General features: G+C 46.8%; 10 protein-coding genes. All 10 read left to right on the plus strand.

Features of this window, described 5'->3' with window-relative positions; genetic code table 11:
* The first annotated feature begins 14 nt into the window (after positions 1 to 14).
* The 10 genes from BTW00_RS02275 (at position 15) to BTW00_RS02320 (ending at position 14,669) form a co-directional block, all read left to right on the plus strand.
* On the plus strand, positions 15 to 659 hold the full coding sequence (locus tag BTW00_RS02275; RefSeq protein WP_075106032.1) for a DUF6682 family protein: 645 nt from the start codon (positions 15 to 17) through the stop codon (positions 657 to 659).
* A 12-nt stretch (positions 660 to 671) separates the two neighbouring features.
* On the plus strand, positions 672 to 1,295 hold the full coding sequence (locus tag BTW00_RS02280) for a hypothetical protein (RefSeq protein WP_075106033.1): 624 nt from the start codon (positions 672 to 674) through the stop codon (positions 1,293 to 1,295).
* 56 nt (positions 1,296 to 1,351) lie between these two features.
* Positions 1,352 to 1,876: a hypothetical protein gene (locus tag BTW00_RS02285; RefSeq protein ID WP_075106034.1), complete on the plus strand. Its 525-nt coding sequence runs from the start codon at positions 1,352 to 1,354 to the stop codon at positions 1,874 to 1,876.
* Entirely contained in the window at positions 1,857 to 2,171 is a 315-nt protein-coding gene (locus tag BTW00_RS02290; RefSeq protein WP_075106035.1) for a hypothetical protein, read from the plus strand. Before BTW00_RS02285 ends, BTW00_RS02290 begins: the two co-directional genes overlap by 20 nt.
* Positions 2,172 to 2,202: 31 nt before the next feature.
* Complete coding sequence (locus BTW00_RS02295; RefSeq protein ID WP_075106036.1) at positions 2,203 to 2,943, plus strand: glycoside hydrolase family 19 protein; 741 nt, start codon at positions 2,203 to 2,205, stop codon at positions 2,941 to 2,943.
* A gap of 1 nt (position 2,944) precedes the next feature.
* Positions 2,945 to 4,831: a hypothetical protein gene (locus tag BTW00_RS02300; protein ID WP_075106037.1), complete on the plus strand. Its 1,887-nt coding sequence runs from the start codon at positions 2,945 to 2,947 to the stop codon at positions 4,829 to 4,831.
* Positions 4,832 to 4,839: 8 nt separating this feature from the next.
* Positions 4,840 to 11,643, plus strand: coding sequence for a DUF1983 domain-containing protein (locus BTW00_RS02305; protein WP_075106038.1), 6,804 nt, complete (start codon positions 4,840 to 4,842; stop codon positions 11,641 to 11,643).
* Positions 11,644 to 11,646: 3 nt separating this feature from the next.
* A complete protein-coding gene (locus tag BTW00_RS02310) occupies positions 11,647 to 11,829 on the plus strand; it encodes a hypothetical protein (RefSeq protein WP_075106039.1) in 183 nt (60 codons plus the stop codon).
* A gap of 175 nt (positions 11,830 to 12,004) precedes the next feature.
* Complete coding sequence (locus BTW00_RS02315; protein ID WP_075106040.1) at positions 12,005 to 12,736, plus strand: hypothetical protein; 732 nt, start codon at positions 12,005 to 12,007, stop codon at positions 12,734 to 12,736.
* 13 nt (positions 12,737 to 12,749) lie between these two features.
* On the plus strand, positions 12,750 to 14,669 hold the full coding sequence (locus BTW00_RS02320; protein WP_075106041.1) for a hypothetical protein: 1,920 nt from the start codon (positions 12,750 to 12,752) through the stop codon (positions 14,667 to 14,669).
* Positions 14,670 to 14,675 lie beyond the last annotated feature (6 nt).

Genomic DNA, 14,675 nt, shown 5'->3' on the forward strand with positions numbered 1-14,675 from the left:
AGGATGATACCGCTATGTTTAGCAGTCAAGATTTATTAAATGGCGTGCGCATGACGCAGCTAAATGACCCGGAAGCAATCACATGGTCAGATTCAGCGCTCATTATTGCGCTTAATCAAGCGCTTCTTATGTTGTCACTGGTTCGTCCTGATGCGACAGCCAAAATCGCCACACTATCGCTAGATGAAGGTTCGCGCCAGCTTATCCCTGAAGATGGTGTGCGCTTGTTGCGCGTGGTGCGTAACATCTCATCAACAGGTGCTATCGGTCGGGCGGTGCGTCTGGTGCAGCAAGAAGATATGGATAGCATGTCTCCTGATTGGCACAACACGCAGGGTACTATTGTCAAAGAGTATATGTTCGACTCGCGTTCACCAAACCACTTTTATATTTACCCAACCGTACCAACAGGCAGCAAGCTTGAGGTTGAGTACAGTAGTTACGCTGATAACGTCACCGAGTTGAACGCAGGCGAAGCATTACCCGTATCACCCGTATTCGCACAGCCGGTGCAAGAGCTGATGCTTTACAAGCTGCTATCTGGTGACGCATCAAACGGTACAAGCGGTAACGATCACTTGCGTGTCGCAATGGAGCTATTAGGCGTGAAAGACGTGCAAGATGAGCGCGTATCGTCAGCAAGACGCACATCAACTTAATAGGCGGTATTTATGATTCATCTTGATGAGTTTGTCGATGGAGTGAGTGTTCACTTAGGTAATGCAGATGCGAGTAATGTACCAAGGCTCGCTATCGTGTTTGCAGCAAGGCAGGCGCTCAAAAGGTTTTGTGATGAAAGCTTTGCTTATGTGGTCAATGCCTTTGATCCGCTGGCAGGTACAAATCAAGTGTTATCGCCCAACGACTTCCACCTAAGCGTTACTGATAGACGCTGTGAGATTGCCATACCTGATGATACGCATATCATCAAAGTGTGGCGTCTATCTGATGAGTGCTGCGACGCGCAAGGGTTGTCAGATAGTATTCATAGCTATCCTAACGTGATCAACCTGCCAGCCGATGACAGCAAGACGGATGATGTGGTGGTGTCACTATCTATCAACCAAACAGCCGAAAGCTGTCCTGATTTTATTTATCAAAGATACTACGATGGTCTGCTATCAGGGACCATCGCCTACTTGCAGCTTATGCCCAATAGAGAATGGTCAGAGCCCAACATGGCACAAGTACACATGGCGGCCTTTGATGAGACAATCCGTAAGGCTAAGTCTCATATCAGCAACGGGTTTTTGAAGGGCAGACCTTCAACGTCCATACCTGCTACTTTTGGGTAGCAATAATCATTTATACATCCGCATATGTGGCTGTCTTTTTAAAAAAAGGAGCTACTATGCTCAAGTTTGAACACGGTATTCGCATTAAGAAGCGCGTGCTATGGCTTTTCTTTGTGGCGCTATTGGTTATGACCGAGGCAATGGCGACAGGCACCACAACCAATATAACTGCCGAAACCGTTATCGTCGTCAATAAATACGGCATGACAGCCCCATTCCTTATTAGCTGGGTGCCAACATGGGTTTTTGCTTTTTCTGGTGGTCTTGGTGCTAACTTCATCAAAATACCAGAGATTGATAAACACTTTCGCTACCTGCTACTAGCTAAACCGTTTTTAGGTCTGTTCGGTGGCATTGCTTTATGCCTGCTAGTATCGGACGGTAGCGAGCCACCAGAAGTCGCCTTGCCAGCCTATGCGCTAGGCGCTTCTTTGTTGTCTGCCCCAATACTACAAGCGCTAATAGCTGTGGTTACTATCCCTAAAAACCAAGCTGGTTTCTTTAACAGCGTAAATCCTTTTAAGTTCAAGATTGTAGTAGCAGATAGCAAGGAGCCTGGCAATGGCAGCAATAACGAGTAGTTCTATTTTGTGTACCATTGGTGCGGTGTATGGTGTCTATGTGTTAATCAAGCACTTAAAGGTGATTAAGCATGATGTGCCGACAGAGATGCGTTACGCCTTTCCTATCATATGCGGCACGCTGGCATGGATTAGTGCGGCATTTACTTTTTATTCAATAGGTGTTGGTAGTCCTATCGACATCCCTAGAGTAGCCATGCTAATAAGCTGGTGTATGCTGGCAGGGCAGTATCGTCAAAAGTATCGATCATGCAATAACAAAAAATCCAAAAACAAACAGATAAAGCCTCGTTAATACGGGGTTTTTTTACGCGCGGAGAAAAGTGATGAGCTACGACAGTAGGATTGATAACGCTGTAAGAAGATTGCAGGCGCAGTTAGGGCTTGCGCCAAAACATATCGATGGCGCGTGGGGCGGAACATCGCAAAAGGCGCTACATGCCAGCGGTAAGAAGTTGGACTACAACTGGGGTGTGTTGCGTGACCATTTTGGCAGATTCACCCAAGCACAGGTTGACGGCTTTAATACGCTGCTTGAGGCAATCAATAAGCGCGGCAGCGACGCCTTAAACCCCTTGTATGCAGCCTATACACTGGCTACCACATGGCATGAAACCGCCGCTAAGATGGAAGCGATTAGCGAGTACGGCAAGGGCAGCACCCGCAAGTACGGCAAGTGGTATAAAAATAGTAAAGGCGTGGTATATGGTCGTGCCAATCATCGCGGCAATGTTTATCTTAAATCACAATATCCATTTTTATATTATGGCCGTGGCTATCCACAGCTAACATGGCTTGATAACTATAAGAAAATGGGCAAGCTGCTAGGCTTAGATTTAGCCAACAATCCCGAGTTGGCGCTAGTACCAGCCAACAGCGCCGCCATTATGATCGAAGGTATGCTGTTAGGATCATTCACAGGCTTGTCATTATCTAAGTGTATGCGCTACGGCTCTTATGGTGAGTTTGTTTACAGCCGCCGTATCATCAATGGTACAGACCGCGATAGCCTTGTCGCACGCTATGCCGTTCAATTCTTAGAGTGCTTAACCATAGTGGACGCCTAACATGCACATACGGATCAATGATTTTGCTGGCACGTTGCCAAAGTTACACCCAACGAAGCTACCAGAGCATGCAGCGCAGTCATGCCAAAACGTCATGGTCGAGCATGACGTTTTAACCCCTAGTAATCAAGCTAGTGATAGTTATGTATCCAACATTGTTGGTGCTGAAAACTTTGTTAGCGCCATGTTTTTTGATCACGATGGTAAAACCTATAAGAAATTTAGTAACGAGCTTGCAAAGTTCGCCTTCTCACCAGTCCATGACGCCTATCGTCTTTACTGGACGACGGAGGATAAGAAGGCGCAACTCATGTTTAATGATTGGGATGTGGGCGGTGCGAGCGACGAGTACGAGCTTGTGACTGATAACTTTGACTACATTGCAGGCTTGCCAGCGCCAGAGGTTAAAGACACCGTTATAACTGGCATTACGCCACCAGTTGTTGAGCAAGAAGAACCCGTCGAAGGTGAAGAGCCTGCCGAGCCCGTCACTTACGCTTCAATCACAGACGCCATCAAAGATATGTTTAAGAAGGCAATGGACGGTCAAAACTCTTCAGGCATTGATAAGAAAGAGGATGAGATTAGCGATGCAGTGGCAGAGATAATCGCTAACATGCCCGATGATGTGGAGGCGCGCGTCTATGCTTTGACCTATGTTAATCGTTTCGGTGACGAGTCAGCACCAGGCGTGATTGAAGAGGTGCTATATCTCACCAAAGGCGATAAGCCTATCCTTACCATACCTTATACAGAAGGCACGCGCACCAAACTGACAAGAGACTATGGAATAAATGCCATTAGACTTTATCGGTCCGTCACCAACTCCATTGGTGTTGCGCAATTCTTATTCGTCAAAGAATATCTGCTAACCATGACAGGAAACAGCGTCACTCTTATCGATGATATGCCGTATGGGTCCACTCAGATAGGTGAGCCGTTAGTAACCATGAATTATGATCAGCCAAGAGTTGGTATGAAAGGATTGGGCGTTACCAACAGCGGAGTGGGTTACGGTTATGTTGATAAAACAATCTGCCTATCAGAGCCATACACCTTATATGCATGGCCACGGTTTTATGAGCTAAGTTCGCAGCATACCATTATGGGCTTGGGTCACTACGACAATACGATAGTAGTCGCCACTACAGGTAATCCAATACTAATTAGTGGTAGTGATCCTGAGTCGATGAGTGTGCTTAGCCTGCCGCTATATGAAGGCTGTGTGTCTCCACGCAGTATGGTCAATCTCAATCATGGTTGTATGTACGCAAGCGAGAACGGCCTTGTTCTTGTCACCACTAATAGCGCAAAGCTACTCACAGAAAGCGTATTTTCTACGCGCGATTGGCAAGACATTAAACCATCAAGCATTCATGCAACCGCTTATAAGAATGGTTACTTATTCTTTTGGAATAACGGCAGCGCTAAAGGCAGCGGCTATATTGACCTTAACGATGGAAGCAAGGGTGTTTTGTGGTTCGATGAGTATGCACTAAACACCTTTTTAGATGGCAATTTGGTTCAGATGATCAATAAAGGTGTGGGTGCGCTTGGTGACACCAATTCAGTGTATAAAACATTCAATCCTGAGTATGGCGTTGCATTCACTGCCAAAACTTTTAAATGGCGCTCAAAAACTTTTAATGTGGACACGCCTAGACGTATGCTTGCAGCGCAGGTAGTTGCTGATAACTATCCGGTAGATGCTATCACCTTTAGGGTTTATGCGGATCAGGTTTTATTGCATGAATCTAAAGTGAGAGACGGTAAACCCTTTAGAGTTAAGAACCACAGCGTTAAGCGTGATTTTTCTATTGAGATTGAATCAAGCGTGCCCGTTCGTGAAGTGGTACTGGCTGAAACCATGCGTGATACTATTTTATAGGTGAAACAATGAGTAGTAAAAAAATATCACTGCCAAGCGTTCCTAAAAATGCAGATCGTGACACGACAGTATTTCTACAGTCGCTTAAAAAAGCAGTAGAAAAAATGTCAGCCGATGAGTTGGTCGGTATTAACAAAGCGGTGCAAAGCTATGTATTGAGGTCAAATAAGAAGATTCGGGCAGATTTGGTCGGTGTGATTGGTAATGAAATGGGCGTGGGTCCTATCCTTGATAAAATCAGAGGTCATATTACCGAGTCAGAGCTTAGCAAGGAGTTAGGCACACGTATTGAGAAGATAACCTCAAACGAAAACGCTATCAGTGAAGAGCGTTTGCAGCGCGTGGCTGACGTTTTGGCCGCTAACGAGGCGCTTATACAAGAGCGCCGCGATAGAGTGCAAGCGATCACAGATAGCTCGAATCTATTACAGCAAGATATCGATGCAGAAGTTTTGGCTCGAGTAAACGCGATAAGCGATACCAGAGATCAAGTATTAGCTGAGCGCAATGAGCGTGTGGCTGATCTATTGCTTGTTAACGGCAAGATAACCCAAGAAGCAGAAGACAGGCTTCAAGCCATTGCTGCAACCAACACAGCGTTAGAGGGTGAGACGCGAGAACGTATTGCTGCCATACTTGCCGCTAACACAGCTATTGGATCAGAGCGCGAAGCACGCATTGCAGACATACTAGCTTCTAATCAGGCTATTATCAATGAAGCGTCCGCTAGAGCAGCAGCGCTAAAGCTTGTCGGTGAAGCCATAGGAGCTGAAGAGCAGGCGAGAGTTGACGCCTTGATAGCGGCTAATCAAGCGATATTGGATGAGCGCAATGAGCGCGTAGCGGCAGTTTTGAAAAATAGTCAGGATATTGCAGCAGAAATCTCAATCAGAACCAGTGAAACCATAGCCGCCAACCAAGCGATAACTGATGAACGCCGGGACCGTATCGAAGAAGTCAAAAACAAGGCGTCTGAATTACAGAGCAAAATTGACGCAGAAGGTGCAGAGCGATTGCGTCTTGATAACTTGTTAGCCCAAGATATTGTAAATGAAACAACACAGCGTCAGAATGAAACAGGCGTCTTGACCGAACAGTTTAACGGCGTTTATGCTCAAGTCAATCCGAGAATGGCTGGTGACGTTAATGGCTGGGCAGGTGATAATGATTATTTTGCAGGGGTTTGGTCCTTGCAATCAGCACGTATTGAAGATGGACTTGCGACAGCAAAGAACTTTGATGTGGTAAAGGCAAGTATTGATAGTAATACTGCCACTATTAGCCAGATGAATACAGCGCTAGTAACCAAAACAGAGGTGGTCGCGAATCAAATCGACATGCTATCTGCGCAAATGGTTGGTGGATATAAAGGTAGTGACTTAAATAAAGTAACGTCAGGGCTTATTTACCAAGAGCGAACCGCTAGAGCTACCGAGTTTGAAGGGCTGGCTGAGCAGATGAGCTTGTTATCCGCTGGCGTAGGAGAGCAGTTTGATCCGTTTGAGATATGGCACTTTAACGAGGATAAGGATGGCTGGACTGGTGGTACGTATAACAACGGATTCATCGACGTTAGCAACGACACGCTAACAAGCCCAGCGATTGATATTAACGGTTCTATGTATCGCCATATAAAGATGCGTATCAAGAAAGTTGGCAACCCTATATGGTCCGCAAAGATTGTTTATGGCGCTATTGAGCAAACAGAGAAAGAACCAGACTTCGACCTTGACGGTATTGCAACCATATCTATTCGTATGCAGTGGACCGGTGCGGTAACGGGCTTTACTTTACGATTAAGTGATACCGCGAGCACCACTAATTACTATTCTATTGACTGGATAGCAGTCGGCAGACCATCGCCTGGTGCTAGTAGCGCAGCCTTACTTAATGAGCAGCGTGCAAGATCGGAGAAAGATGAGGCACTTGCGCAATCAATAACCACGCTTGATAGTAAAGTGAATACTGAAACCAGCAATCTATCGTCAACCATCACGCAGGGCTTAACCACTTTAACCACAGCCACAGAAACCAACGCCACTAATATATCAGGACTTAGCTCGCGCATAGATGGTGAGCTTGGTGATATAACAGCAGTCATTGATGGTAACTATCAGACTCAGGCGACAGAAAACGCAGCCACCGCTGTTAAGTTAGATAGCGTCATAGCTAAGGCCGGTGCGAATTCAGCAGCGATCACAAGCGAAGCCAGCGCAAGAACCACCGAAGATGAAGCATTAAGCAGCCGCATTGACACGTTGGTATCAACCACTGGTGCAAACTCAGCAGCCATTGAATCAGAGGTGACAGCCAGAACTACGCAGGACACAGCGCTTAGTAGTCGTATTGACACGTTAACAGCTACGACTGGTGAAAATAGCGCCGCCATCCAAACAGAGGTCACAGCGCGTACTGATGCTAATAGCGCTATGTCTAGCCGTATCGATACGCTTGCAGCGACAACAGGACAAAATACCGCAGCCATTACCTCAGAGGTCACGGCACGTACTGATGCTGATAACGCCATGAGTAGTCGTATTGATACCGTGTCAGCTAAAACAGATGAAAACTCAGCGTCAATAACAAGCAATTTTGAGACACTAACCAACGAAGATTCAGCAATAGCAACCAAGCTTGATGGCGTATTTGTTCAAGTTAATCCGCGCCTTGCAGGTGATACCGAAGGATGGGCAGGTGATGATACTATTCAAGTAGGTGTGTGGTCTGAACAGTCAGCTCGTATCGAAGATGGACTTGCTATTGGTGAGCGCATTGATACCTTGAACGCCAGTTTTGAAAATAGCAATGCTTTGATAGAAAGCAAATTAACAGTTATGGCTGATAAAGATAGCGCCTTGGTAGGTAAGGTTGATACGCTGGTAACGACCACTGGCGACAACAAAGCAGCTATTCAAACCGAGGTTGAAGCTAGGACCACAGAGGACAGCGCGTTAAGCAGTCGTATCGACACCTTATCAGCGACAACCGACGAGAACGCCGCCGCTATTCAGACTGAGGTTGAGGTTAGGACTACAGAGGTGGGTGCGCTAGGAACGCGAGTTGACACTATTTTTGCAAGCACTGAAAGCAATACCGCGCTGATTGAAAGTGAGGTTATTGCGCGCACGACAGAGGATGAGGCTTTAAGCGGCAAGATTGATACGCTTCTTGCAACAACAGATGAGAACTCCGCAGCCATCCAGACGGAAGCAACTGCTAGGGCAAGCGAGGATGAGGCGCTAAGTAGTAGAGTTGATATCTTAACTGCTACAACGGGCGATAATGCCGCCGCTATTCAGACAGAGCAGCTAGCAAGAACCACTGAAGATGAAGCATTAAGCAGTCGTATTGATATACTTCTAAGTACAGTGGACGAAAATACCGCTTCAATCCAGACAGAGCAGATAGCAAGAGCCGACGAAGATAGTGCGTTAAGCAATCGAATAGAAACGCTTGTTGCTACCACTGGCAGCAACACCGCAGCAATCACATCAGAAGTAACAGCCAGAACCACTGAGGATACCGCACTTAGTGGACGCATTGACACCCTATCTTCCAACACCGATGGTAGCTTAGCGTTAATCACTAGCGATATTGAGACACTAACCACCGACACAACCGCGACGGCCACAAAACTAGATGGGGTTTTTGCACAGATCAATCCTAAGCTGGCAGGTGATACGGACGGCTGGGCAGGTGATACGGAAAGTTATGTTGGCGTGTGGACTGAACAATCAGCACGTATTGAAGAAGATTTTGCGCTAGGTCAACGCATTGATACTTTGAACGCAGATTTCGATAACAGCAATGCTTTAATACAAAGCAATTACAAGGTGCTTGCAGAAGTAGATAGCGCACTTGCTATGCAGACCGATGTTATTCGCGCTAGAACTGAGCAGAATACCGCTGCTATCAATACTGAAACGCAGGCGCGTACTGATGCTAATAGCGCTATGTCTAGCCGTATCGATACGCTGAGCACTGTAACGGATGATAATAAAGCTGCCATTATCAGTGAATCGACTGCGCGTACCAGTGAGGACGAGGCTCTTAGCAAGCGCATTAACACAATTGTTGCAACAACCGATGGCAACACCGCCGCTATTCAGACTGAGGCTACCGCGCGAACCAATGCTGATAGTGCCATGTCTAACCGTATTGATACACTGACTGCTACGACTGGCGATAATGCTGCCGCCATCCAAACAGAGGTCGCAGCGCGTACTGAAGCTGATAGTGCATTGAGCACGAGGATTGAAACACTCGTTGCAACGACAGGCACTAATACAGCATCCATAGATCAAGAAGTTCTTACTAGAACCACCGAAGATGAAGCATTAAGCAGCCGCATTGACACGTTGGTATCAACCACTGGTGCAAACTCAGCGCTTATTCAAACAGAAACACAGGCACGTACTGATGCTGATAGCTCGCTAAGCAGTAGAATAGATACACTGGTATCGACCACTGGCGAAAATACTGCATCCATTCAAGATAACTATGAGGCATTGACGACCGCTGATAGCGCAAATGCAAGAAGGATTGACGGGGTTTACGCGCAAGTTAATCCAAAAATGGCAGGTGATACCGAAGGGTGGGCAGGTGATAATAGTCCGCAAAACCTAGTGGGCGCATGGAGTGAGCGCAGTGCAATTATTGAAAACGATTTGTCGATGGCAAAGCGCGTCGATGGCTTAACCACCGAGGTAGGTAATAACAAAGCAACCATCACTGAAGTTAATAAAACCCTAGTTACTAAAAACGAGGCGGTGGCGTCGCAGATAAATCGCCTCGCCGCGCAAATGACCGGAGGTTATAACGGCGATGACTTATCACAGTTAACATCGGGGCTTATTCATCAAGAACGCACCGCACGCGCGACTGACATTGAAGGATTGGCAGAGCAAGTAAGCTTGCTATCGGCTGGCGTGGGTGAGCAGTTTGATAGTTTTGAGATTTGGCACTTTGATAAAAATCATGACGGCTGGGTAAACGGTGTTTACGCCAATGGTTGGATTAATGTACGCACTGAAACCATTAATAGCCCGGTAGTAGATATTGATGGTAATACGTATCGTCACGTTAAACTGCGGATTCAAAAGATAGGAACGCCAACATGGGGCGCATTACTGAGCTATGCTGGTGGCAGCCTTGCATCGGCTGAACCTGAGTACACAGAAGATGGTTTTGCTATTGTTAATTTCTACCTTGAGTGGTCGGGGGCTATTGCAGGGTTTAATATCAAGCTTGCCAGCAGCGCTGACAATCTAAACTATTTTAAGATTGACTGGATAGCGGTAGGCAGGCCGTCACCAGGGGCGAGTCATGCCGCACTATTACGTGAAGAAAAGGCGCGCGCAGACAAGGATTCAGCACTCGCGCAGTCAATAACCTCATTAGATAGTCAGATAAATGGTGATGGAGTTAATTCATTATCATCTATCGTACAAAAGTTAGAGACCACCAGCACCAAAACCAACACCAATGCTACCGAGATATCAAATCTATCCTCAAGTTTCAATAATGAGGTCATGGGTAGCGAGGGGATTGTAGCGCGTAATGCGGAGACGGCAGCGAGTGCAAGCGCTGCTAATGCCCGTGATATTAGTGGTGTGTTTGCTCAGGTCAATCCGCGTATGGCTAGTGACACTGACCGATGGGCTGGCGAGGATGATCCGCTAAACGGGGTGGGCGTATGGTCAGAGCGTAGCGCTATTATTGAAGAGGGGATTTACACCGCCCAGAGATTTGATGCAGTGCTGTCCGAAATTGACGGCAATAAAGCCGCCATATCGTTAGAAAGCAAAACGCGCGTTGATGAAATAAAGGCGTTAGCTGAGCAGACAGAAACGATTCGAGCTGATTTTGAAGATAATGCTGGCGTTATGCAGACGCAGATAACCGCTAATGCAACAGCCACTAGCGCATTGTCTAAGCGCACTGACACGATTCAATCAAGCGTCGATGAAAATACAGCCTCGGTGCAGACAGTGCAAAGCGCTATAGATGGCATTAACGCTAAGTGGTCGATTAAGACTGATGTGAACGGCGTCGTCGGCGGCATTGCGCTGGGCAATGATGGAGAAACCGTAGACTTTATTGTTAGGGCTAGCAGTTTTGCCATACAAGGCCAAAGTGGTAGTAAGAGCGTGCCCTTCGTTTCATACCCTGATGGTACGGTGATTGATGGGGAGGTTATCCCGGCAGGAAACTACCTAGATGATACCTATATCCGTCGTGCATCTATTGACACGCTAGATATAAAAGGCAATGCGGTAACGGTTCCTGTGTCAGCATTTACAGAAGGCAGTATAGAGGTGGGTTCTCTTTATACCACAATACAAAGCTTGGCGGTGCCTTCTGATATGGGTCACACCATGCTGAATTTTAATGCTATCTTTAACTTTCCAGGCTATGCTCGCGTGCAGAGTATCTTGTGTAGGATTGTAAAGGGTGGTGCTGTCATTGCTGATAACATAGAAGTGTTTTTTAGTGAGGCAAGATCGGTAACTATGACCACCACAAGCTTTAATTTATCGCACGATCATGGAGCCTCGTTTTCAGGTAGTGCTTATAATGGTAGTGGTTATGGGAGTGTCAATGGGACTGTAAGGGTTCATAGTGGCGGCGCTGGCTCCCATAGTCACCGAGTTGACATTGCCAACGACAACCGTAATGCTGGCACGTTCTCTTTGTCTAGGCATGACAGTACAGGCGTTGCAGGTGTTTACGAGCTACAGATGCGCGTATCGAGTGGCGGTACTGCAAATTTATCACAACGATACATCCATGCCATGACCATGCGGAGGTAAGCAATGGCACACTATGCAGTCTATAAAACAGACACAGGTGAGATAGTAAAGACGGTAGAGGGACCGTCTTGGTTTATTGAGGAAATGCCAATAGGTGATGACGAGTCTGTCACTCCGATTGACAGGCAGGCTGATGATACGCGCGAGTACATTAAAAATGGGATGCTCGTTGATAAAGAGGCATGATTGCTACATTAATTTGATATACTGATTGCATAATAAAAGCAAAACACTTGTAGCACTTAGGCAGCCTTTGCCACCTCACAACAAACAGATACCTAGTCATCAATAGATGGTTGGGTTTTTGTCGTGTCTAAAATTTATCAACATTAAATAAATAGTAAATATAAGTGAGGGTGTTATGGGTTTTCTAAGTGGATTGTTAGGTGCGGCAACTGGATTCTTAACAGGCGGTCCAGCAGGTGCGGTTATTGGTGGCGTCAGTGGGGTTTTGAGTGGCAACGAGCAAGACAAAGCGCAAAAGTCTGCCGACAAAGCCAATGCCGCATCGATAGCTTTGCAGCAGCAGCAGCTCGAGAGCGCCAAAAAAAGAGAGAAGGATTACGACGAGTTTTATAAACCGATTGAAGATAACTACTTAGCCGCTGTCAGAAAGGGTGTGACGCCAGATTATGATCAGATAACGCAGGATGCTATTGGCGATGTAGAAACACAGTTTGCCAACACTGGCGCTGCAAGTTTGAGAAGTATGCAGCGCCTAGGGATTAACCCTAATAGCGGTCGTGCTGATGCTATCGGGCGTGATCTTTCCTTATCAAAAGCCCTTGCTAAGGTAGGTACTATTAATAATGCGCGTCGTCAGGAATCTAACCGAGCAGAAGATTTAACCTTTGCACGCCAGCAGGACGCCTTAACATTGGGTGTCAATAAGCTCAATAACGCACAGGCCGCCTCAGCAAGTGCATCAACTGCGCTGTCACAAACCTACGCCAATAAAGCCGATCAAGCGAGAGCTGACGGTAATGCGGCAGCTAACAGTTGGGCTGATCTTGGCTCAACCGTCTATAAGGCGTGGGACCAATACGGTAATAAGTCAGCCTCAACTGGCTCTGGCACTGGCCTTTTCATGTAACTAGGAGACAATTATGAGTGGCTTAACCGGAGTGGCGCAGTTCACCAATCGCTTTGCCCAAAACATCATGGGGTATGAGCAAGACAAAAAGAATGAAGCTGAGCGCGTTGCTGATAAAGAGCGCGAGCTGGCACGTCAAGCGCAGCAAGATAAGAACGCGCAAGAGAACCATGATTTGGGCTATCAGGCAGATACACTAAAGCTTGATGAAGCAAAAGACACGCGCACTGATTCTGTCAACCAAAGAAACTACAGTAAGACTTATAACCAGATTCAATACTTCAAGCAAATGGGCGATGAATCAGGCGCGATTGATGCCATTGTGCAAGGTGCAAACAGCCATAGTGACTTGCCGTACAAGATAAACGTAGAACGTGACGTAAATGGCAAAGTAGCTTCTCGCACTGATGAGAACGGCAACACGTACTACTTCCAAAACATCATTGATAAAGAGACAGGCAAGGTTATCCGCACTGACTCAGTGACGTATGAGCAGTTGATGGAAGGGTATAACCAACTACAGAATGGTGAAGCGATTGCCGCAGAAAAAGCTGCTTATGCCGCTGAAATTGCCAAGCAGCAACGGAAGGATCAGAGCGAGCTGTCTTTATACACCGCCAAAAAAGGCGTCGATGTTGAAGCTGATAATATCAAAGCGAAGCGCGATCACATCTATAAGATAGATGAAATGGGCGTCAAGCATGGCTATACCATTGATGAGCTGGGCGTAAGACATGGCTTTACTATTGATGAGCTAGGCGTCAGACACGCCAACGCTGTAGACCTATCCAACGTGAACGCTCAAAACAATATTGGCATTCGCACCGCGCAATCAGACCTTGATGCAGGTGGTACGCCTATCGTTGGTGGTGGCGATGACGTGCAATCTATTATCAATTCGCTTACTGGTACAGAGAGCAGTGGTAATAGTGCAGCCTTTCGCACCAATACTGACGGCAGAAATTTTGGTGGCTTAATACAGATGGGTGATGCGCGTTTGCAAGACTACGCTACCGCCACAGGCACAGCGCCAATCACAGCAACTCAGTTTAAAAACCTGCCAGCAGCACAGCAGCGAGCAGTCAATGAGTGGCACATTAGTGATTTGACAAAAGCAGCACAAGCTACTGGCGCAGTTGGCAAGGTAATTAACGGTGTACCAGTGACGCTTAGTGGGTTGGTTGCCGTCGGTCATCTTGGTGGCAAAGGTGGCATGAATAAGTTTGTGCAAACCAACGGCAGATACAACCCTAAAGACCAACTAGGTACATCGCTTACTGACTACCTAACCAAGCATAGCTCAGGTCCAATACAAGTACAGCGCTCAGTACCAGGCGTACCTAAAGCACCAAAAGGCGGTAGTAAAAAAGTCGAAAGCGTGGCTGCGACCAACACTGCTAAAGACTATGACGCAGTAATAACTAAAGGGTTGTCTGAAACTCAAAAATCCCTGAAATCACTTGGACTTAAACCCGATGCTACCAGTACCGCTATTTTGGCAGAAACCGCAGCATTGCTACGTGATATGGGTAAGGCTGGCAGTGCGCAAGAAGTCAGTGATATTTATGGTGATGTTTACCTAAGCGCTCAAAAAGCAATTCCTGCCAGCAAGCTACGCCAGATGACAAAGGCACAGCGTTCAGCGCTAACAAATCAGATCATCTACAGCATTGCTGGCGTGTCTTCCGCTAAAGAGATTAGACAGGCTATTGAGCGCTTCAATCCAGCAGCAAGAGGTGGTGGTAGCGTGACCGCAGGCGGTTTAACCTTACCAGGTCAGCAGGCAAGAACCCCAGCGCCAACAAGACAGACCACACAGACGGGTAAGCTGCAAGCGCTGTACTCGCGTGGATTGACGCCACCAAAAACCGATCCAGCAGCCGCAGAAAGCTTTGATTATATGAACAACTTAAACGACAACATGGACTGGTAGAGACAA

The organism is Psychrobacter sp. C 20.9 (assembly GCF_001921765.1).
Lineage (GTDB): Bacteria > Pseudomonadota > Gammaproteobacteria > Pseudomonadales > Moraxellaceae > Psychrobacter > Psychrobacter piscatorii_B.

Excerpts from the sequence above, each read along its gene's own strand:
- BTW00_RS02280 (WP_075106033.1), top strand. The coding sequence starts at position 672 with ATGATTCATCTTGATGAGTTTGTCGATGGAGTGAGTGTTCACTTAGGT.
- BTW00_RS02275 (WP_075106032.1), top strand. The coding sequence starts at position 15 with ATGTTTAGCAGTCAAGATTTATTAAATGGCGTGCGCATGACGCAGCTA.
- BTW00_RS02310 (WP_075106039.1), top strand. The coding sequence starts at position 11,647 with ATGGCACACTATGCAGTCTATAAAACAGACACAGGTGAGATAGTAAAG.
- BTW00_RS02300 (WP_075106037.1), top strand. The coding sequence starts at position 2,945 with ATGCACATACGGATCAATGATTTTGCTGGCACGTTGCCAAAGTTACAC.
- BTW00_RS02295 (WP_075106036.1), top strand. The coding sequence starts at position 2,203 with ATGAGCTACGACAGTAGGATTGATAACGCTGTAAGAAGATTGCAGGCG.
- BTW00_RS02290 (WP_075106035.1), top strand. The coding sequence starts at position 1,857 with ATGGCAGCAATAACGAGTAGTTCTATTTTGTGTACCATTGGTGCGGTG.
- BTW00_RS02315 (WP_075106040.1), top strand. The coding sequence starts at position 12,005 with ATGGGTTTTCTAAGTGGATTGTTAGGTGCGGCAACTGGATTCTTAACA.
- BTW00_RS02320 (WP_075106041.1), top strand. The coding sequence starts at position 12,750 with ATGAGTGGCTTAACCGGAGTGGCGCAGTTCACCAATCGCTTTGCCCAA.
- BTW00_RS02285 (WP_075106034.1), top strand. The coding sequence starts at position 1,352 with ATGCTCAAGTTTGAACACGGTATTCGCATTAAGAAGCGCGTGCTATGG.
- BTW00_RS02305 (WP_075106038.1), top strand. The coding sequence starts at position 4,840 with ATGAGTAGTAAAAAAATATCACTGCCAAGCGTTCCTAAAAATGCAGAT.